The organism is Leclercia sp. Colony189 (genome assembly GCF_009740165.1).
Taxonomy (GTDB): domain Bacteria; phylum Pseudomonadota; class Gammaproteobacteria; order Enterobacterales; family Enterobacteriaceae; genus Enterobacter.
In genome coordinates, this window is the sequence record NZ_CP046557.1 from 2,563,482 (window position 1) to 2,582,514 (window position 19,033).

Consider the following 19,033-nt stretch of genomic DNA (forward strand, 5'->3'; position numbering starts at 1 on the left):
ATTATGTTTTATCGCTAAAAGAGAGAGTGATTTAGCATGGGACATCTTTCCAGCGCAGGAAGTTCCGTGGAAAGTTAAAAAATATTTAAATAAAAATAGCGTAAGGATTAGTCACAATGAAAAGAAAAGTACTGGCTCTCATGATTCCAGCTCTTTTAATGGCTGGCGCAGCAAATGCAGCAGAGGTTTATAATAAAGACGGCAATAAATTAGATCTGTACGGTAAAGTAGACGGTCTGCATTATTTCTCCGACAACAGCGGTGCTGACGGCGACCAGACCTATATCCGTATGGGCATTAAGGGCGAAACCCAGATTAACGATACCCTGACCGGCTACGGTCAGTGGGAATACAACGTCCAGGCAAACAACACGGAAGACTCTGGCAATCAGTCCTGGACCCGTCTGGCGTTTGCCGGTCTGAAAGTCGGCGATTACGGTTCATTTGATTATGGCCGTAACTACGGCGTGCTGTACGACGTGGAAGGCTGGACCGATATGCTGCCAGAGTTCGGCGGCGACTCCTACACCAAAGCCGATAACTTCATGACCGGCCGTGCGAACGGCGTTGCAACCTACCGTAACAGCGATTTCTTTGGCATGGTTGAAGGTCTGAACTTTGCCCTGCAGTACCAGGGTAACAACGAAGGCGATAATAACGGTAACGAAGGCACCAACAACGGCCGTGACGTGCGTTATGAGAACGGTGACGGCTTCGGTATCTCTACCTCCTACGACTTCGGCATGGGCCTCAGCGCAGCGGCGGCCTACACCTCTTCTGACCGTACCAACGACCAGGTGAGCAATACGACTGCGGGCGGCGACAAAGCGGATGCCTGGACCACTGGCCTGAAATATGACGCCAATAATATCTATCTGGCGGCCATGTATTCTGAAACCCGTAACATGACCCCTTATGGTGACGGTAAAAAAGCCAACACGGTAGCCAACAAAACCCAGAACTTTGAAGTTACCGCACAATACCAGTTCGATTCTGGCCTGCGTCCGGTTGTCTCTTACCTGCAGTCGAAAGGTAAAGATCTCGATAACGGCCAGGGCGATCAGGATCTGGTTAAATATGCTGAAGTGGGTGCGACTTACTACTTCAACAAAAATATGTCCACCTATGTGGATTATAAAATCAACCTGCTGGACGAAGATGACCAGTTCTACAAAGACAATGGCATCAGCACCGATGACATCGTCGCATTAGGTCTGGTTTACCAGTTCTGATGAAATGAGCCCGCGTTACGGCGCGGGCTACCTGAGACAAGATAAATGGCCTCTCTGCTGTATAGCGATCACTTCTCCGCTTTCCCCGTTGCGCTATAGCGCAGCACTCCGGCCACGCCTCCGCCGCCATCATTGGGATGAACGCGCCCTTCCATTACCAGAACCTCCGGGAAATCAAACGGCGAGACGCCTTCAATGCAGGCAACGTTAACACCATACTGATCCGGATTTGAGCGACGCTGGTGGAAAGTGTAAATCCCGCAGACAGAACAAAAATAGTGCACAGCCGTCTGGGTGTTGAAACGATACTCGGTCAGCAGCGACTCGCCCTGAATAATCGTGATACCGGATAACAGCGCCGAGACCGCAATCGCCCCACGCATCCGGCAGAATGAACAATTACAGCGGCGGATAGTATTGAACCCGTCAGAGAGCTCAACGGTGAACCGGACCGCACCGCAGTGACACTGAGCAGAAACTCTATTCGCCATTACAGGCTCCTTGCGTTAACCATGCCCTCACAGGCGGCGTGACGGCACGCCGCGCCCTGGCTAAGTGTACGCCAGGCTTCCCGTCAGCGCCGGATATATTCCTCCGCGCTCTTTTTCAGATACGCCTCCTGAAAAATCTGTTCTGAATAGGTGAGCTTCATGACGGACGATAAATAGGGGGCGTCGAGTTCGATTAAATCTTCGTCATTCTGGTATTTGGCGTATTTATCACCGGCGAAAGAGATCTGTTTTTTCACCACCACATATTTATGCGCCAGCATACTTTCGACTTCATCAAAACGGCTCTTATCCAGCTCCAGCATAATGGCGGTAATTTTTCCGCTCTTATTGAAGATCACCGCGTTATTTTTCACCCCCTCTAAACCCAGCTCCCGGTTCGGAATGGAGAATATATCGCCGTCGCTCCACTTACTGCGCCCTTCATGCAGGGTCGAGGGATAGGCTTTAATAAATTGTTGTAGCGTGGTTTTACCTAACGTCAGCCCCATTGCGGTGGTGTTCGCCCGGGCGAATGAAGACATTGCGATTAAAATGAATATACTCACGATCAGTTGCCACTGTTTGCCCATCGTTATCACCTCATCGTATTAGTCTGTTTTTGCTCACCATCGTCTCTGTTACCTGGCACTCCTCAATCGTACAGGGTCAATTATTAATGGCCTATGCCTCTTTCTGGTGAGTGCACGGCACAGATACAGTACGAGTTACTGAGCGGCAGTGAGACATGTCGCGAAGGTATGTGGCGGGGAGAGGCGATAAAAAAGCCACCAGTAAATACTGGTGGCGCGGGTATTACTCACGGTCAGCTATTTTTTGACGGGTTGGGGTTTTTTATCACCCGATTCCGGCGCCTCGCGCGGGTCATCTTTTTCAACATACTGCATGAGTACCTCCCGTTGTTGTGGATGGACTACTACTATAGCGTTGGTTGCCAATATACAGCCAGGCGGCAAACGGTAAAAAAACCAACGCGTGGAACAGGATGATTACGCGCTGTAAAACGTGCTGACATTCATCGCCGTAATCCGTACCATACACGCCATACTTTTTCATGTTGACCTGCTGCCCCCCTTTTAATGGGGGAGCCGCCTGAGCTGCTTTAGCCACAAACGAATTGAGCCACTATTAAATGTCGCAAAATCAAGATATTACCAAGAAAGAACAGTATAACCTTAACAAGCTTCAGAAGCGTCTTCGCCGCAATGTGGGTGAAGCCATTGCCGATTACAACATGATTGAAGAAGGCGACCGCATCATGGTCTGCCTGTCTGGCGGCAAAGACAGCTACACCTTGCTCGAAATTTTGCGCAATCTTCAGCAAAGCGCGCCGGTCAATTTTTCGTTAGTGGCCGTCAATCTGGATCAGAAGCAGCCGGGCTTCCCGGAGCATATCCTGCCGGAATATCTGGAGAAGCTGGGCGTCGAATATAAGATTGTTGAAGAGAACACCTACGGCATCGTTAAAGAGAAGATCCCGGAAGGGAAAACCACCTGCTCGCTCTGCTCTCGCCTGCGCCGCGGCATTCTTTACCGTACCGCGACAGAGCTGGGTGCAACCAAGATCGCTCTGGGTCACCACCGCGATGACATTTTACAGACGCTGTTCCTGAACATGTTCTACGGCGGCAAAATGAAGGGTATGCCACCGAAGCTGATGAGCGACGACGGGAAGCACATTGTGATCCGCCCGCTCGCCTACTGCCGCGAAAAGGATATCGAACGTTTTGCCGAGGCCAAAGCCTTCCCGATCATTCCGTGCAACCTGTGCGGCTCACAGCCAAACCTGCAGCGTCAGGTGATTGCCGACATGTTGCGTGACTGGGATAAACGCTATCCTGGCCGAATCGAAACCATGTTCAGCGCAATGCAGAATGTGGTGCCTTCGCACCTCTGCGATATCAACCTGTTTGATTTCAAAGGAATTCAGCACGGTTCTGAAGTGGTAAACGGCGGCGATCTGGCGTTTGACCGCGAAGAGATCCCGATGAAACCGGCGGGCTGGCAGCCTGAAGAGGATGACACCCAGCTTGATGAGATGCGCCTGAACGTTATCGAAGTGAAATGATTTTTAAGCGTCTCAGCATCCGCGCTGAGACGCTTCCCGCCCGCTTATTTCAGCAGACGAACCCGGCAGCTTTTGCCTTTGATCTTGCCGTTTTGCAGCTGTTTCCACGCTTTCTGCGCCACAGACTGACGCACCGCCACATACACGTGCGCCGGATGCACCGCGATTTTACCAATGTCTGCCCCGTCCAGCCCGATATCACCGGTCAGCGCCCCCAGTACATCGCCGGGACGCATTTTGGCTTTTTTACCGCCGTCGATACAGAGCGTTGCCATCTCTGCCGCCAGCGGCGTAATGGTGACGTTAGCCGGGGCATCAACCCAGTTCAGTTTGATTTGCAGCATTTCCGCCAGGATGTTGGCACGCTGTGCCTCTTCCGGCGCGCAGAAACTGATCGCCAGGCCGCTGTTACCGGCTCGCGCGGTACGGCCAATACGATGAACATGTACTTCCGGGTCCCAGGCCAGCTCGAAGTTCACCACCAGCTCCAGGGATTTAATGTCCAGGCCGCGGGCGGCGACGTCGGTGGCGACCAGCACGCGGGCACTGCCGTTGGCGAAACGTACCAGGGTCTGGTCACGGTCGCGCTGCTCAAGATCGCCATGCAGCGCCAGGGCGCTCTGTCCCGCCTCGGCCAGCGCATCGCATACCGCCTGGCAATCCTTTTTGGTGTTACAGAACACCACGCAGGAGGCAGGCTGGTGAATGCTGAGCAGTTTTTGCAGCAGCGGGATTTTGCCCCGCTGGGTGGTATCGAAGAACTGCTGCTCAATGGCGGGCAGCGCGTCCACAGAATCAATTTCAATGGCGAGCGGATTTTGCTGCACGCGTCCGCTGATGGCGGCGATCGCCTCCGGCCAGGTAGCGGAGAAGAGCAACGTCTGGCGCGTTGGCGGCGCAAAGCGGGTCACTTCATCAATGGCGTCGCTAAAGCCCATGTCGAGCATCCGGTCGGCTTCATCCAGCACCAGAGTTTGCAGCGCATCAAGCGAGACGGTGCCTTTCTGCAGGTGGTCGAGCAAACGCCCCGGCGTAGCAACAATAATGTGCGGGGCATGCTGCAAAGAGTCACGCTGTGCCCCGAACGGCTGTCCGCCGCAGAGGGTCAAAATTTTGGTGTTTGGCAGAAAACGTGCCAGACGACGTAACTCTCCTGCGACCTGATCCGCCAGCTCGCGCGTCGGGCAAAGTACCAGCGACTGCGTCTGGAACAGCGTGGCGTCAATCTGCTGTAACAGCCCAAGACCGAAGGCAGCCGTTTTACCGCTGCCGGTTTTGGCCTGTACACGGACGTCGCGTCCTTCCAGGATCGCTGGCAGCGCGGCAGCCTGTACAGGGGTCATGGTCAGATAACCCAACTCGTTCAGGTTATCGAGTTGGGCGGCAGGCAGTACGTTCAGCGTTGAAAAAGCAGTCACAGTTATTCTCGCGGTAAAAGACTCACAGTCAGCAGGCGCGTATCCTCGCAGATCTCCGCCTCTGATGCGACATTTTAATCGGCACTTCGTCCGGTGGTGGATCCGGCATCGGTTGTGGGCGTGGAATCGGATCGGGAACCGGCACCGGATCAGTAGGCACCGGGTCCGATTGCCGCAGGGGTTGCAGCAGCAGTGATAAAAGCATGGCCATATAACCCTCCAGAAGAACGCGTTTGTCTCTTTTAGGTTAGTCGCTGCTGAGTTGCAGGCAAAAAAAAGCCGACTTATTTAAGTCGGCGTCGTACGAATCAATTTTGCTATGCAGTAATTCAAAAAAGGAAGTAAGACAATATGGAGCGCAACGCCCATCGCTTGACGTTGCATTCACCTGCGGAAGAGATATTGCACCTTATGGGTAAATCGTTTTTTGACTTCGCTCAATTAAAATAGCGTTTTAAGAAATTCATGGCGTCGAAAAAATGTAAATTTACAACCATTTACTGCGATGCAACCACCATGCAACACCACCAATCAAAACGACTAACATGATGCAAAACAGTGAGAAGCCGAAGCGGAAATCGCCGCCGGGGATCCCCCCCAGGTTGACGCCAAACAGGCCTGTCAGGAAGGTGCTGGGAAGAAAGACCATCGCCATCAACGACATGGTGTAGGTTCTGCGCGAGAGCGACTCCTGCATCACCTGCGAAATTTCATCGGTCATGACTGCCGTTCGTGCGATACAGGCGTCAATTTCATCCAGCCCGCGCCCCAGTCGCTCGGCGATATCCTGCATTCTGCGACGGTGATCGTCACTCATCCAGGGAAACCGTTCGCTCGCCAGCCGGGCATAGACATCCCGCTGAGGCGCCATATAGCGGCGCATAACAATCAGCTGCTTTCTTAATAACGCCAGAAAACCGCGGGGGGGGATTTGCTGGTCGATGAGATTATCTTCCAGATCGATAATCTTATCGTGCAGCTCTTCGATAAACTCGCTGGCATGATCGGTCAGCGCGTCGCAGACGTCCACCAGCCAGCCTCCACAATCTTGCGGACCGGTGCCCTCTTTTAAATCGCCGACGACATCATCCAGCGCCAGCACTTTGCGCTGCCGGGTCGAGACAATAAGCCGCTCGTCCATATAGAGGCGCATCGCCACCAGCTGGTCCGGGCGCTCATCGGTGCTGCCGTTAATGCAGCGCAGCGTAATCAGTGTCCCCTCGCCCATGCGGGTGACGCGAGGCCGCAGGCTCTCCCCGGCCAGCGCGTCGCGCACGTTATTGGGTAACAACGGCGTAGAGGCCAGCCAGTTGGCGCTCTCCGGGTGGGTATAGTTCAGATGTAGCCAGCAGGGATGCTGCTGATCGATAGTATCGTCGTCGGTGAGCGGCCGCGCCCCGCCTTTTCCATCCAGTAACCACGCAAATACTGCGTCAGGAACGTTAACTTCCGATCCTTTTATGCCTTCCACAGCGCCTCCGCCAGTAGCCTTTCTTTGCTGTCAGTCTAGCCACCCTGCCAGCTTAAGCAATATTTTCTCCCGGCATCGCGCTGAATTTATTCATAAAAGAGATTAATCCGGTTCCCTGGACACGATGAGAAAGCCTGGCGAACCAGGCTTATTATCAGGCTCGTGCGGGTAAGGCTCCCCCCTCGTACAGGGGCGCCGTGGATGCCGCTTCCAGACGGAAGTTACGGGTACGGGTTTGCAGTTCAACAACCTGATTTTTCAGCACGGCTGATGAACCCGACAGCTCTTCAACCATCACCACGTTACTCTGGGTCACCTGCTCCAGGTCGCTCAACGCCTGGGTGATCTGGACGATGCCCTTTTCCTGCTCGTCGGTAGAGGTGGAGATCTCATCCATCAGTTTGCTGACCTGCCCGGAGCCGCTGACGATGTCGTGCATGTTTTTCTCAGCCTCCGCTACCACCATCGCCCCCTGACTGACGTTGCTGCTGGTGACGTCAATGAGTGACTTGATATTTTTAGCCGCTTCGGCGCTGCGATGCGCCAGGCTACGAACCTCACCCGCCACGACGGAGAAGCCTTTACCATGATCCCCCGCGCGGGCGGCTTCAACCGCGGCATTCAGCGCCAGAATGTTGGTCTGGAAGGCGATACCATCAATCAGCGTGATGATCTCCGTCATCTGCTGGGCACACTCAGTAATGGAGTGCATGTTGTTGGCAACCTGCCCCATCAGCGCGCCACCTTTTTTTGCCTGAAGCGTGGCGGCACTGGCCTTTTCATTGGCCAGTCGGGTGTTATCTGCCGTATTTTTAGTGGTGGCGGCCATCTGTTCCATGCTGGCGGAGGTCTGAATCAGGGACGCCGACTGTAGCTCGGTTTTAGCGGCCAGCGCCGTGCTGCGGGCGGCGAGCTGTTCCGACAGGGTCATTGCGGTATGGGAAGAAGAGCGGATCTCCCGCACCAGCGTAGCGAGATTGCTGGACAACGTATTGATTCCTGGGATCAACCGGCCTGCACAGTTATTACCAAATTCAGGGATGCTCACCCCCAGGTTGCCCGAGATAACCTCTTCGATGCTCCTTTTCACGGTGTTGATTGGCACAACCAGATATTGCGTCATGTAAACCCACAGAAAAACCCACGCGACGAGAAATAAAGAGTTTAGCAAAATTAACAAAGATGTTTGCGGTGCTAAAAATATAACCAGGCCATCAATAACGATAAACACAACTAGCAGATAACTCAGAATAAAAGTCCTCACACTTATATTTCTAAGCATAATAGATCCTACAGCGGTATTTTCAGAAGGTAATCACTATATAGCATTCAGTTTTTATTTTTTCACTCTGATTTCGCAGAGGCAAAGTTTTAATATTTAACATTTTATAATTTGCGTTAGGGAGAAACTTAATTTCACAAACACTCCTGTAAACAAATACGCTTTCAAAATCAGCCTGCTCTTATGACCATTAGCGCTACAAATGGTTGGTATCGCTATTTAAACCTTTATACTTAAGCCACAAATCAGTTTCGACAGAGAATATTTAGCTATGCTTAAATAACGTAGCGTGAATAACAAAAATTGTATTAATGCTTTTAACAGCAGCGATCTGATAGTGAATTAAACAGTTGGTTTCACGTGACAGCGGCGAATGAAAATTTACCAGTTGGTAAATTTAATACGAAATTCATACGGATATCACAAAAAAATCCTGTCCGATCGGATGAACTAGAGTATGTTTCAGAGAAGCCCACGCGTACCGCTCCGTCGTGGTCCTCAGGTATTTGAAGTGCCAATAAATGAGACTGACCTATGTCGCCTTCAGGGTTTGATGCACTGGACATGCTTAGAACGCCCGTATGGTTGGTATCCCCGGTAACGGAGGATGTGCTGTTCGCCAATACGGCAGCCAAAATGCTCATGCAGAATGCGACGCTGGATGTCATGCGTAAAGGCGTTTGCTCGGCCCATGCGCAGGCGACGCTTGCGATGTATGTTCCCGATTTAAAGGCACGTCAGGAGATCGTCGAAGTCTGGAGCGTGCGGGTCGATGACCAGCCAACCAGCCTTACCTGTCACCTCTCGTTGGCCGTTTTTGACACGATCGGTGAGGTGATTGTCTTCGAAGGCGTCGCCCGACAGCCGGTAACGGGACTTAAAGCCACCCGTTCAGGCACCTATCAGCGCAAGAAACAGGGCTTCTACGCCCGCTTTTTCCAGACCAACAGCGCCCCGATGCTGTTAATCGACCCTGCCCGCGACGGCCTGATTGTGGATGCGAATCTCGCAGCCCTCAATTTTTATGGCTACAGCCACGAAGAGATGTGCAGCAAGCACACCTGGGAGATCAACACGCTGGGACGCAATATTATGCCGGTGATGATGGAGATCGCGCGCCTGCCCGGCGGCCATAAACCGCTCAACTTTATCCATCGCCTTGCCGACGGAACGACCCGGCACGTACAAACCTATGCCGGCCCCATTGAGATCTACGGCGATAAGCTGATGCTCTGCATCATTCATGATATCACCGAGCAAAAACGGCTTGAGCAGGAGCTGGAACACGCCGCACTGCGCGACTCGCTTACCGGGCTGCTCAACCGCCGCCAGTTTTATCACCTCACCGATCAAACCTCACCAAACCATCTGCCGGCACAGCAGGAGTTCAGTCTGTTGCTGGTGGATACCGATCATTTTAAGCGTATCAACGATCTGTTTGGGCATCAGAAAGGCGATGAGGTGTTGATTGCCCTCGCGCGGATGCTGGAAAGCGGTAGCCGTAAAGATGATTACGTGTTCCGCTGGGGCGGCGAGGAGTTTGTCCTGCTGCTGCCCCGCACGTCACTGGATGCGGCCATTCAGATCGCAGAGACACTGCGCACGGCAATCGCCCGCATTGCCATTCCCGGTCTACCCCGCTTTACTGTAAGTATTGGCGTTGCGCGGCATAACCCGGACGAGAGTATCGACGATCTGTTTAAGCGCGTGGACGATGCGCTCTATCGCGCCAAAAATGATGGTCGTAACAAAGTGCTGGCGGCGTAACTGCGCCTGCTGGCGTCCTCTGTTTTTCACTTTATTTTTGAGGAGTGGTGATGATGAGCAAGAAGATCCTGATGCTGGTCGGCGATTACGCGGAAGATTATGAAACCATGGTCCCCTTTCAGGCTTTGCAGATGATTGGCCATCAGGTTGATGCGGTCTGCCCTGATAAAGCTAAAGGCGATTTTATCATGACGGCGATCCATGATTTTGACGGTGCCCAGACCTACAGCGAAAAGCCCGGCCACCGCTTTGTTCTCAATGCCGATTTTACTACGGCGAAAGAGGCAGATTACGATGCCCTGTTAATTCCCGGCGGACGCGCGCCGGAATATTTACGCCTGAATGAGAAGGTACTCGAACTGGTGCGGGCCTTTGACAAGGCAGGTAAGCCGATTGCCGCCGTTTGCCACGGCCCACAGCTGCTGGCTGCCGCTGGCGTTCTTAAAGGACGAACCTGTAGCGCCTACCCGGCCTGCGCGCCAGAGGTCCGCCTCAGCGGTGGCGAGTATGCCGATATTGGCATCGACCAGGCGCACGTCGACGGCAATCTGGTTACTGCGCCCGCCTGGCCTGCCCATCCGCAGTGGCTGGCAAAATTTGCTGAGGTATTGCAGCAGTAAGCGGCTAAAGAGAGCCGTGACAGGCTGGTGGTTTCAGGCCAGCCTGTCGATATAGTTATTAATTGCTGACATCCATTTTTTAGCTCTTTATTTCAGAAGCAGATGTCACCATCGTCACCCACAATGGTCGGTCAACGACGCCTTCGCCACTTATAGTAAGCTGCGGTTTACCCTCGGAAATGTGTTCAACTGCACACGCAATCACTGACCAGGGTGCAGCAGGACCAGGATAGCCCAGGCTAGTGTCCAGATTGTACAAATCCTGTCCTATGTTTACAGGGCTCGACATGGCCATCAGTCCTGTAGCGATAGCCTGACTCCACTTCGCATTAACCCCTACCAGCCAGCCCACTGAAACGTCTTTAGCCTGGATCGGAACCCAATCTAACGCGCGTTCAAGCGCATAATGAAAATCTTCATTACTCATCCCATGCATACGCTCCGGGCGATGTAAGAGAGCTAGCGGCTTCAGGCTATCAGCTTCCTGTGGATGGCTTCTCAGCAATAAACCAACCACAACCTCTGCTGTCCCTTCAATCTCTTCGGGGGCCACCTGCACCGCGACGATCAATAACATCGCCCGGCTATCCATATTACCGTCCAGCCATTCATCCACCACCTCAAGCCCTCTGCCTTCAATATACGTTACTGGTTGCCGGATCTGGCTTGCAGCCCAGCACCGGTGCCAGATTAACTGTATCTGACGTTGAGACAATCGACTGTTGCTCTCCACAAGCACTGTGAGGGGTATATCGGCTGGAACAGATGCGAGCGCGTGACTCATTTCCTCGAGGGTATCACTTAATTCTCTACTCAAAAGCTGTTCTGGCGTCTCGTCATCAATAAGAGCCAGCCGGCTATGACGTTTACCTTCATCACTTTGCCAGGAGGCTTGAGTTCTTAAAGCCTGATTCTTACCCTGCAGAGCCTTCCTTTGCATTTGGCCATCTCTATCGCCATGCTCACGCAGAGCAGTGCGCAGACTGACATCTAAAACAGCCAGGCAACGTCGCCCCCTTTGGATTTGGTGTTGAAGAATTTGTTCACGTACTTCATTACTCCCATCAGCCGTTGCTTGTACTCCTCTATACCAGACGATGCGTACCAACAGCAGGCTCATCCAAATCAGGGCTGGAAATACAAGCGCCGTTTCCCAAAACTCTGCTGCATCAATTACAGATTTCCCTTGGTTGTTCAGAATTGCCCAGGCCGTACCGACCAGGCATCCGCCCAGCAGTAATAACAGCCATAGCCACCATTTGGGCAATTCGGGCTGGGGAGCGGGTGCAGGAATTTGTTTCAGATTTACAGGCATATTTAACGTACCGCCGCTTGTGGCAAGCTGGAAATTAACTGGCAGCCACAAGCGCACCGGTGGCCATGGAATGCAACGGGTACACCGTGATCCATAAAAGTGGGATGCCCTTCAGCAATAACATTTTGTCCATGACCTATGATTGGGCAAAATACAGGATCCCCCAACCGCGCCACGCCGATGCCCCCAAATTTCATATTAAGGGAGCCACTTAGCACTTTACCGCCACCGGTATGCGTATCGCCTATACGAATGATTCCTTTCATGGGTTTACTCCCCTTAGTTGCGTTAACAACGCTGCGATCGCTTACTGCTCATAATAAAGAGCAGTAAGTGATGCATTTGTTTTGGATAAAAATCGATTAGCTGCAGAAACGCATAGCCGCTTATGGAGCTCAACTTGCCGCTGCGACACAGCAGCCGGGCTAGGCTGGTTTAGTCGAAATCAGGGGATTCGGGCAGCGGCCTGCCCGTCTCCGGGTTGAGCTGCTTCGCTTTCGCCAGCGCCGCTATCAGCGCCGCGCTGGGTTTTGGCGGTGGCACATTGGCCTTCCACGCTTCCAGCCATTTAAGTCTGCCAACCCACTCCGGGAGCAGCGCGGGTGGCAATGGAACGATATCGTTGATTTCCGGGACCGTCGGGTGTGCCCAGGAATACTTCGCCAGCACTTTGCCTATCAGCTCGTAGCGCCGGGCACGCTCCGGATCTTTTTCTAACGCCAGATAGAACAGTCTGTCCGTTGGTTCGGGGCCGGCAAAACCGTGCCCCATGAAACTGGCTGAACCTGAATCTCCTGCTGCAACTCCTAGCTGGAATGCCTCAACGGCTTCCGGATATTTATCATCAATTGCAAGCATTATTCCTAATGATTTAGCAGCTTTCCCTGCACCCTGCTTAGCAGCACAGTTGAGCATCTGCATGGCTACCTGCGGAGCCATTTTTGCCGGAGACAGTTTTTCACCTACATAAGCTTGGGCCAGGGGATTCCCCTCATCTGCCGCCTTGCGGTAATAGCGCAGCGCCATCTCCGGATCCTGCGCCAGTCCTGCCGCACCGTGCTCCAGATAGATGGCAATAAAGTAGTATCCGGTCGCTATTTTTGCATCGATCAGTTGCTGACTCAGGCGCAGACGCTCAGGACTGCTCAGCGAAAAACGCCCGCGCAGTGCCCCGTTCTGCAGGTTGATACTGGCTTTGTAATGCCCGTTTTCTGCCGCAATACGGTACAGGCGCGCAATTTCTACATCCACCGTTTAATCCCGGTTAATCAGATTGTTTTTCTGCAACCAGCGGGCATAGTTAAACAGCACATCTGTATCAGCCGACGCCTCAGGAATAATCTGATGTTTACAGGTAAACGCCAGCCGGGCGTTAATATCGGTCAGCGGGTCCATGGGCGCATCCTTGTGGGTATTGTTCTGGTCACAGGCGACCAGAAGCAGGCAGAATAAAATTAAGAGTCGTTTCATCAGTCCAGGTCACTCAGCGTCGGTTTGTTATAGAAGAATTTAATCAGTGAAGCTTCGGGACGTTTTTTTCCTGAGCCCTGATATTTTTCATTTTTATCCAGAAGATCCCCCCATTCCTTAAATGCCTTCGCCGGATCATCCTGCCCCCCTTTCCCATTAGTATGCAGATTCCATAACCGCCGCCGTAAATCCCGCGTCACGCTAGCCCACTCATGAGCAATATTCATTTCACTGTCCACCTGCATACTGCGCGTATTGATATTGGCTGAGCCATGTGTGGTAAACACATCATTCACAATCATTAATTTGGAATGAATATAAACAGGCATCCATTCATCCGCCGGCGAGTCTGGTGCGACTAATGAACAGATATGAACCTTCAAGCCGGGGCGTTCTTCAGGCAGTATCTCACTGTTTTGAATTTCATCCGCCCTCTTTTTAAAATCAGCAATTTTCTCACTTACCTCGCGGTTATATTTATGTATTTCGCCCGGGTCGATATACCCAGGCGCACTACTGAACCTTTCTTTACTAAGTTGGCCGACCTTACGCAGTCTGGTCACTTCAGGAATAGTATTAGCCTGGCCGAGCGTCTCCAGCATGCGCTGGGTATTAACGGTTCCGGCGCCAATACCTTCATCTGTTACGTTAGTCACAACAAAAAGATATAATTCGCGTCCCGCTTTACTCTGTCTTTCCGCAATCTGATTAATCAGTTCCGCCAGCGGCGGCCAGCGGAAATACTGATTTTCGATATAGATAAATTGTGTCGCATTATTCACCGCCTTCAGATAGAGCGTCTCAATATCCTGTTTCCCTGCCTGCACCTGAGTTCGTAATAACTGTGCCAGTAATGGAGTGCCGTAATCAGGTCTTGGTTTAAGATTTTTAGCCACAACAGCAGCATTACGGATAGTCAGCAGATCCTGACCGGTTTCTTTACGCCACGCCGTGGCAAAATTATGGTGAAGATGCTCCAGAATCGGGCCGGTGACCTGGCTGGAAATATCCTGCCGCGGCAGTTTACCATTCTGTCTGTAAACCAGTTACTGATGCCCTGACGCTGAATATGGCTTTCGGAAGAGTGAAGTTACGTAACTTCAGCAGCGCCAACGGCCCTTCGCCAGCCTCGGTTCGCAGGGTATAGTTCAACGGCCTGCCGTCCTGCGCTCGCCAGCTCAGACTCCAGCTGCTTCCCGATCCGGCATAACGACTTACGGTGGCCTGATCAAGCAGGCGAATCCAACCCCAGACGCCGGACATGTCAGCATACTGCCGTGTTCCGGCCTGGGTGCTTACCCAGCTGAGGGCCGCACCTGGACCCTCTGTATCAGCAGGCCAGTTAATCCTTTTCCAGGTGGGCATCTGATTCATATAGGTGAGCTTCTGGCTGTCGATCACCAGCGTGGTTTGCATAATGCCATCGGCCGTACCGGGGCGAAGCTCAAACGACAGCCCGGCCTCCCCTCGAGTAAACACCACATCAGAAATGTGGCTCAGGGTATCCACTGCCTGTAAGAATTCCGGATTAAAGGTCAGGCCCTGAGCGTTGATGCTGTCCGGTACCCAGTGACTCCCCTCTTTATGGAGCACGCCATTAAGTCGGGTCTGCAAAAAGCGGGTGATACGCCCGGAATCGGCATTAAGGTATTTCGCCAACAAAGGAAGCGACACCTCGCCGCTCGCATCTTTAAACGGATATCGTCCACCAAAAGCCGTATTCCAGTCATTTACCACTGCACTTTGCCACTGCGAGTTAAGGCTTTCTGCTGCAGGCGTCAGTACCTGTTGCCAGGCCTGCTCCATCGGACGCACAAATACCGTCTGCCCGAAACCACTCCACTCCTGGCCGAGCCCCGCCGCCACCAGACTGCCGTAATCGCGGGTTTCGGTTAAATCCACCGCCTTACCCTGAAACACGGTCTGCGCCAGTGCCTGGGTCATCGCCTGCGGGTCAGCAGCATTGGTCACCTGCTGAAGGCGCAGGCGAACCTGGGTAACGCGTGTGAGAAAAGTCTGTAGATTCAGGTTACTGGTTTGCGTTCCACCATCCCGGCTAACCATCAATGCCAGTACGGGGCCGAAAGTCGCATCCAGTGGACCGTGCGTACCCCCGCTCTGGTCAATGACTGGCTGTTTATCACTGCCCAGAAGGTGTTTAGCGGATTTCACCAGTGAATCCGCTATCGCTTCACCGGTCTCTCCGGCGCGTCCCTGAACGTTAAGAGTATTCATCAGCGCCACCAGTGGAGACTGACGGACATCCGCCATCAGGGTGAGTTGGTCAATGGCATCTGACAGGGTGGCAGTTTTTCGAAGCCGCAGGCTGTTGAGAAAATCCAGCCAGGCGCCGCTGTAATCCGCGAAATAGCGTGCCGTCAGGCGTTGTTTCAGCGCCTCCGGCGAGACCTGATGCGTCATGCGTTGCTGGCTGTCACTCAGCACCCAGTCCATTTCTTCGCGACGTTCCTTTACTATCTTATCGATGGCGGGCAGTACCGCTTCGTCCCAGGCCTGTAGGGTAAACATCCCCGGTACGACCCCATCGGTGGTGAACAGGCGCTCGGCGTCTGTGTCACCGGCCATGTCCGCCAGACGCATATTGGCATACTGGTTCGCCACCTGCGCGAGCATCTTCTGGTAGAGCGTGGACTCGCTGTTGCGCCTCCCCATCTGGCCTATTAACAGAGTGCGAGCCTGGCTCACCAGCATATCGTCGGCATGCAGACGCCACTGAGGATGTGACGCAAGGCTGGCACCGTAAAATTCCAGCAACGATGGCCCACTGCCCTGCCAGATACTGCTGGTTGAGCCTGAAGGCTGCGGCCAGTTACGCATCAGCGTGGCGGAGAACCACGCGGCGTCCATTTTTTCCGGACGTGCGAGCATCAGGTACAGCTTTAACTGATCGTAAGCGGATTTTGCCAGCCTTTCTCGCAGCGGGCTTTCTGGAGGGAGTTGCACGAATGCATACAGCTCCTGGTGAAGATGCTTTGCAGCCGCATCGCGCAATAGCGGCTGTGCCAGTTCCCCGTAGCGCGGATAGAGTGCCGACAGCAGAGCATTGTTCTGGCTCAGGCCGCCACGGGTGTACCAGGGTACGCCGTGCTGTGAGCGGTATTCCAGCCGGGCAAGGGTCTTCTGTAGTTCAGTCAGGGCCTGCAAACGTGCTACCGGCGGCTGCTTTTCTGCCGACGCCTTCTGCAGTTGCTCATGCGCAGTTGCCACCAGACTGCGGTTGGCAATAAATGAGACAGCCATCGACGCGCCCCAAAGGAGGAGCAGAGCAGCAGCGGTGAGGGCATATGCCTTCGTCCAGGAAAACCCCGTTTTCTGCGCCTGTAGTCCAGCGGGTAAAGAGAGAACAGAATCCTGAATGATATCCCAGCGGTTATCACGTCCCCAGTGATGTTTCACGCTGCGTTCACCGCCGACAGTCGCCGGGCTGAAGACCACGCCGGCCAGCGGCAGCGGACGGTACGGATTAACCAGCACTGATAACGGCTCCGCTACCGTTTCCGGTTTACGGGTAAGCTGGTCGGCCAGGCTGAGCAGGAAATGATATTGTGGGTCAGTGCATGCCTGCTGTATCCCCTGCCCGGTCAGGTGCGGTATCAATCCGGCCAGTTGTGCGGCGAGCGTCTGCGGAGAGCATTTTGCGGGCAACAGGCAGCCCACTGGCTGAGTGATGCGTCCCGGCTGGTCACCGGAACAGGAATGCAGCGACCAGACATACAGGGGAAGTTTCCAGCCCAAGACTACATAGCGGCGGCTCAGGGCATGGGATAGTAAATCCATGGTGTCCAGTGAGAGTGCGGGACTCGCGCTGCCCTCTATATCTGGCAGTCTGTCCAGACCTGACGTCACCCAAACCATACCGTCCGCGGGGCGACGGCGCAGTTTACGTAGAGCAATCAGCCAGTCGGAATCCAGATGGGTCGCCGGATCACCCCCCCACAGCAACAGTGTTCCCTGATCTTCCTGCCAGAGTTCCTGCGTGAGTTTTGGGGTGAGCCGCTCAATATCAGCCACGCTTCCGGTAACGAGCAAAATACGGGTTTTGCGTGACCATGTGCGACCGTAAATATGGCGAAGATACAGACGAATACTCTTGAGCTCCTCATTGTATTTGCCCACTTGAGCAGATAATAAATCGTCCCGATGAGGTCTTTTGCCTGACAATTCCCGGAGTTGCTGGATAAAGCTCTGTGAGATGAACCACTGCCCCAGCCGGGCAAATACATCGTCAAAGAACAGAATAAATAAACAAGCACCAGCTACAGCCAGCGATAAAGCCAGTTTTTCCTCTGTAGTAATAAGATGAACGAGAGGGTTTTCAATCCAGATAAGAAAGCCACCGACGACCACAATCAGCAGGATAATTAACCATGAACTGAGGCGCTTTTTCTTTTTCACATCGCTTTCCTTTGCGTAAGATTAAGCGGGACGGACAATCACCATTTGTATGGTTTTAGCGTCAGCTATCAGCCATTGAGCCAACCCTGAAACAGTAGCGTGCTCACAAGCGCAAATTAACATGATGTTGCCTACAGCCGTCCCCGGTTTGCCAAAAACATCATCCAAAATCATTTCTCCTTTCTTTCCTTTCAAATAGCCCTGCTTATCCATTGATTGAAGGTTAACCAGCACATCGCCATTTACCTGCGAGCGCCATAAATACCAGGGTGAATCGGGGGTCATCTTTCCCCAGCAAGCCACATCAGTAACAGATTCGTCATTTCTATCAACAACAACCGGACGATGTATCCAAATTTGCGGCTTTGTGTGCTGCCGCTCCAGCCATGAGGGAGATGCCAGCAATAGGGCAGATACTGATTCCGCTTGTTGATTGCGGGGCTGGAGAAACAAATTGATCTCAATGGAAAGAACAAGCGATGCATCTTTCCTGTCAAGCCATTCATCTATCCACATCACTCCATCGTTATGCTTAACAATATTGACTCTATGTACAGCAACTGATGCCGGAAATATCTTTTGCCAGATATCGAGAATATGTTCATTGTCCAGCGTGCCATCATGAAGAAGGCGGACAGACAGATTACCGGTAAACTGAAGCAACTCAGCATTCAGTTGGCTGACAACATGTTTAAGTAACGACTCAAGCCGTGACTGATATCCTGTTTCACGGAATATTGTTAATGGAGGAGAAAGTGAGGCCGTAGTCAGCACAGACTGGTGGGTCAGAGAATACTGTGTCTGAAGGGCTATCCCACCTCGTAAAAGCGCTACAACAAGTTTGTTACTGGCAATCGGTGTAACATAGCTCATTCCCAGTACGCCAACTGCTCGTTGACCCAGAATAATTTGCTCGTCATACTGTTTCTGATGTAAATGATTCCACCAAAGTATGCCATCGCGTTTGTTCTCATAGTGCCGCAACCGGATAATGTAACCTGCCAGCCCAAAAGCAAAAGGGGTCACCAGCGTACAGTACCAGAACCAGGCAGAATGCGTGGATAGCCCCCTGGGCCAGAGATAAAGCGCCAGTGTTGCCCCCGCAACCACACATAATGCAATTACGATTAACCAGCGCGACTTATCCGGAGGAAGAGGTAGCTGCTTCATCTTCGGGTTTTGTTTAAGATCAACTGGCATAAATTAGCGCTTTCCGGCATTGGGTAATGAAGAAATCAACGTACAACCACAGCCACAACGATGACCATGCAGAGCAACTGGCTTTCCATTAATCTTTGAGCCTTCATCACCCTCTATAATATAAGTCTCGCCATGTACGGGACAGAATACTTTATCCATTAGGCAGGCTACTTCCAGCCCCATAAATTTCACACCGGAACTACCTTCAAGTACGGTGCCACCATAGGTAGTTTTATCATAAATACGAATAACACCATGCATAATC

The 19,033-nt window shown here is 52.7% G+C and carries 19 protein-coding genes; 4 read left to right on the top strand and 15 right to left on the bottom strand.

From position 1 onward, the window contains the following. Positions 1 to 116 precede the first annotated feature (116 nt). Positions 117 to 1,232: a porin OmpC gene (gene ompC / locus GNG29_RS12150; protein WP_103179826.1), complete on the top strand. Its 1,116-nt coding sequence runs from the start codon at positions 117 to 119 to the stop codon at positions 1,230 to 1,232. A 68-nt stretch (positions 1,233 to 1,300) separates the two neighbouring features. Here the strand turns inward: ompC and GNG29_RS12155 are convergent, their stop codons facing one another. From GNG29_RS12155 to GNG29_RS23335, 3 genes are all read right to left on the bottom strand, one after another. After that, complete coding sequence (locus GNG29_RS12155; protein WP_156654622.1) at positions 1,301 to 1,723, bottom strand: GFA family protein; 423 nt, start codon at positions 1,721 to 1,723, stop codon at positions 1,301 to 1,303. 83 nt (positions 1,724 to 1,806) lie between these two features. Beyond that, positions 1,807 to 2,313: a hypothetical protein gene (locus tag GNG29_RS12160; RefSeq protein WP_156654623.1), complete on the bottom strand. Its 507-nt coding sequence runs from the start codon at positions 2,311 to 2,313 to the stop codon at positions 1,807 to 1,809. A 237-nt stretch (positions 2,314 to 2,550) separates the two neighbouring features. Then, on the bottom strand, positions 2,551 to 2,628 hold the full coding sequence (locus tag GNG29_RS23335; RefSeq protein WP_225759512.1) for a hypothetical protein: 78 nt from the start codon (positions 2,626 to 2,628) through the stop codon (positions 2,551 to 2,553). Between the two features lie 245 nt (positions 2,629 to 2,873). On the opposite strand from GNG29_RS23335, the gene ttcA reads away from it, so the two are divergent. Beyond that, positions 2,874 to 3,809 (top strand): tRNA 2-thiocytidine(32) synthetase TtcA, encoded by a 936-nt coding sequence (gene ttcA / locus GNG29_RS12165; protein ID WP_103822179.1) that lies wholly within the window; start codon positions 2,874 to 2,876, stop codon positions 3,807 to 3,809. Positions 3,810 to 3,853: 44 nt separating this feature from the next. Here ttcA and dbpA read toward each other — a convergent pair whose 3' ends face one another. The 4 genes from dbpA to GNG29_RS12180 form a co-directional block, all read right to left on the bottom strand. Further along, positions 3,854 to 5,227, bottom strand: coding sequence for an ATP-dependent RNA helicase DbpA (gene dbpA / locus GNG29_RS12170; RefSeq protein WP_103179830.1), 1,374 nt, complete (start codon positions 5,225 to 5,227; stop codon positions 3,854 to 3,856). A 28-nt stretch (positions 5,228 to 5,255) separates the two neighbouring features. Then, entirely contained in the window at positions 5,256 to 5,432 is a 177-nt protein-coding gene (locus GNG29_RS23475; protein WP_269776161.1) for a hypothetical protein, read from the bottom strand. Between the two features lie 282 nt (positions 5,433 to 5,714). Further along, positions 5,715 to 6,698 carry a zinc transporter ZntB gene (gene zntB, locus GNG29_RS12175; protein WP_103179832.1) on the bottom strand — a complete coding sequence of 328 codons (984 nt, stop codon included), beginning with the start codon at positions 6,696 to 6,698 and terminating at the stop codon, positions 5,715 to 5,717. Positions 6,699 to 6,852: 154 nt separating this feature from the next. Beyond that, on the bottom strand, positions 6,853 to 7,821 hold the full coding sequence (locus GNG29_RS12180; RefSeq protein WP_231736496.1) for a methyl-accepting chemotaxis protein: 969 nt from the start codon (positions 7,819 to 7,821) through the stop codon (positions 6,853 to 6,855). Positions 7,822 to 8,514: 693 nt separating this feature from the next. Here GNG29_RS12180 and GNG29_RS12185 point away from each other — a divergent pair. Both GNG29_RS12185 and GNG29_RS12190 read left to right on the top strand, forming a co-directional pair. Next, a complete protein-coding gene (locus GNG29_RS12185; RefSeq protein WP_156654625.1) occupies positions 8,515 to 9,747 on the top strand; it encodes a sensor domain-containing diguanylate cyclase in 1,233 nt (410 codons plus the stop codon). Positions 9,748 to 9,800: 53 nt separating this feature from the next. Beyond that, the gene (locus GNG29_RS12190) at positions 9,801 to 10,367 is read left to right on the top strand and encodes a DJ-1/PfpI family protein (protein WP_103181091.1); all 567 of its coding nucleotides are present in this window, start codon (positions 9,801 to 9,803) and stop codon (positions 10,365 to 10,367) included. A 79-nt stretch (positions 10,368 to 10,446) separates the two neighbouring features. On the opposite strand, the gene GNG29_RS12195 is transcribed toward GNG29_RS12190, so the two are convergent. The 8 genes from GNG29_RS12195 to GNG29_RS12225 all read right to left on the bottom strand — a co-directional run bounded on the left by GNG29_RS12195 (position 10,447) and on the right by GNG29_RS12225 (position 19,029). Further along, complete coding sequence (locus GNG29_RS12195) at positions 10,447 to 11,682, bottom strand: hypothetical protein (protein ID WP_231736498.1); 1,236 nt, start codon at positions 11,680 to 11,682, stop codon at positions 10,447 to 10,449. Between the two features lie 2 nt (positions 11,683 to 11,684). Next, on the bottom strand, positions 11,685 to 11,948 hold the full coding sequence (locus tag GNG29_RS12200) for a PAAR domain-containing protein (RefSeq protein ID WP_103179835.1): 264 nt from the start codon (positions 11,946 to 11,948) through the stop codon (positions 11,685 to 11,687). A 169-nt stretch (positions 11,949 to 12,117) separates the two neighbouring features. Continuing rightward, positions 12,118 to 12,933 carry a DUF6396 domain-containing protein gene (locus GNG29_RS12205; RefSeq protein ID WP_231736499.1) on the bottom strand — a complete coding sequence of 272 codons (816 nt, stop codon included), beginning with the start codon at positions 12,931 to 12,933 and terminating at the stop codon, positions 12,118 to 12,120. Between the two features lie 3 nt (positions 12,934 to 12,936). Beyond that, complete coding sequence (locus GNG29_RS23340; protein WP_231736501.1) at positions 12,937 to 13,152, bottom strand: hypothetical protein; 216 nt, start codon at positions 13,150 to 13,152, stop codon at positions 12,937 to 12,939. Next, positions 13,152 to 14,048: a phospholipase D-like domain-containing protein gene (locus GNG29_RS12210; RefSeq protein ID WP_231736503.1), complete on the bottom strand. Its 897-nt coding sequence runs from the start codon at positions 14,046 to 14,048 to the stop codon at positions 13,152 to 13,154. The genes GNG29_RS23340 and GNG29_RS12210 overlap by 1 nt, the downstream gene beginning before the upstream one ends. Before the next feature lie 127 nt (positions 14,049 to 14,175). Further along, positions 14,176 to 17,568 carry an ImcF-related family protein gene (locus tag GNG29_RS12215; RefSeq protein WP_156654626.1) on the bottom strand — a complete coding sequence of 1,131 codons (3,393 nt, stop codon included), beginning with the start codon at positions 17,566 to 17,568 and terminating at the stop codon, positions 14,176 to 14,178. A gap of 21 nt (positions 17,569 to 17,589) precedes the next feature. Beyond that, positions 17,590 to 18,768, bottom strand: a complete 1,179-nt coding sequence (locus tag GNG29_RS12220; protein ID WP_156654627.1) for a hypothetical protein — start codon at positions 18,766 to 18,768, stop codon at positions 17,590 to 17,592. Positions 18,769 to 18,771: 3 nt separating this feature from the next. Then, complete coding sequence (locus GNG29_RS12225; RefSeq protein WP_156654628.1) at positions 18,772 to 19,029, bottom strand: PAAR domain-containing protein; 258 nt, start codon at positions 19,027 to 19,029, stop codon at positions 18,772 to 18,774. Between the last annotated feature and the right edge of the window lie 4 nt (positions 19,030 to 19,033).

What these genes read in the sequence shown, in the direction of transcription:
- GNG29_RS12225 (WP_156654628.1), bottom strand. Translation starts at nt 19,029, where the DNA reads ATGCATGGTGTTATTCGTATTTATGATAAAACTACCTATGGTGGCACC.
- ttcA (WP_103822179.1), top strand. Translation starts at nt 2,874, where the DNA reads ATGTCGCAAAATCAAGATATTACCAAGAAAGAACAGTATAACCTTAAC.
- ompC (WP_103179826.1), top strand. Translation starts at nt 117, where the DNA reads ATGAAAAGAAAAGTACTGGCTCTCATGATTCCAGCTCTTTTAATGGCT.
- GNG29_RS12200 (WP_103179835.1), bottom strand. Translation starts at nt 11,948, where the DNA reads ATGAAAGGAATCATTCGTATAGGCGATACGCATACCGGTGGCGGTAAA.
- GNG29_RS12180 (WP_231736496.1), bottom strand. Translation starts at nt 7,821, where the DNA reads ATGACGCAATATCTGGTTGTGCCAATCAACACCGTGAAAAGGAGCATC.
- GNG29_RS12195 (WP_231736498.1), bottom strand. Translation starts at nt 11,682, where the DNA reads ATGCCTGTAAATCTGAAACAAATTCCTGCACCCGCTCCCCAGCCCGAA.
- GNG29_RS12160 (WP_156654623.1), bottom strand. Translation starts at nt 2,313, where the DNA reads ATGGGCAAACAGTGGCAACTGATCGTGAGTATATTCATTTTAATCGCA.
- GNG29_RS23475 (WP_269776161.1), bottom strand. Translation starts at nt 5,432, where the DNA reads ATGCTTTTATCACTGCTGCTGCAACCCCTGCGGCAATCGGACCCGGTG.
- GNG29_RS12185 (WP_156654625.1), top strand. Translation starts at nt 8,515, where the DNA reads ATGTCGCCTTCAGGGTTTGATGCACTGGACATGCTTAGAACGCCCGTA.
- GNG29_RS23335 (WP_225759512.1), bottom strand. Translation starts at nt 2,628, where the DNA reads ATGCAGTATGTTGAAAAAGATGACCCGCGCGAGGCGCCGGAATCGGGT.
- GNG29_RS12220 (WP_156654627.1), bottom strand. Translation starts at nt 18,768, where the DNA reads ATGCCAGTTGATCTTAAACAAAACCCGAAGATGAAGCAGCTACCTCTT.
- GNG29_RS23340 (WP_231736501.1), bottom strand. Translation starts at nt 13,152, where the DNA reads ATGAAACGACTCTTAATTTTATTCTGCCTGCTTCTGGTCGCCTGTGAC.
- GNG29_RS12155 (WP_156654622.1), bottom strand. Translation starts at nt 1,723, where the DNA reads ATGGCGAATAGAGTTTCTGCTCAGTGTCACTGCGGTGCGGTCCGGTTC.
- GNG29_RS12190 (WP_103181091.1), top strand. Translation starts at nt 9,801, where the DNA reads ATGAGCAAGAAGATCCTGATGCTGGTCGGCGATTACGCGGAAGATTAT.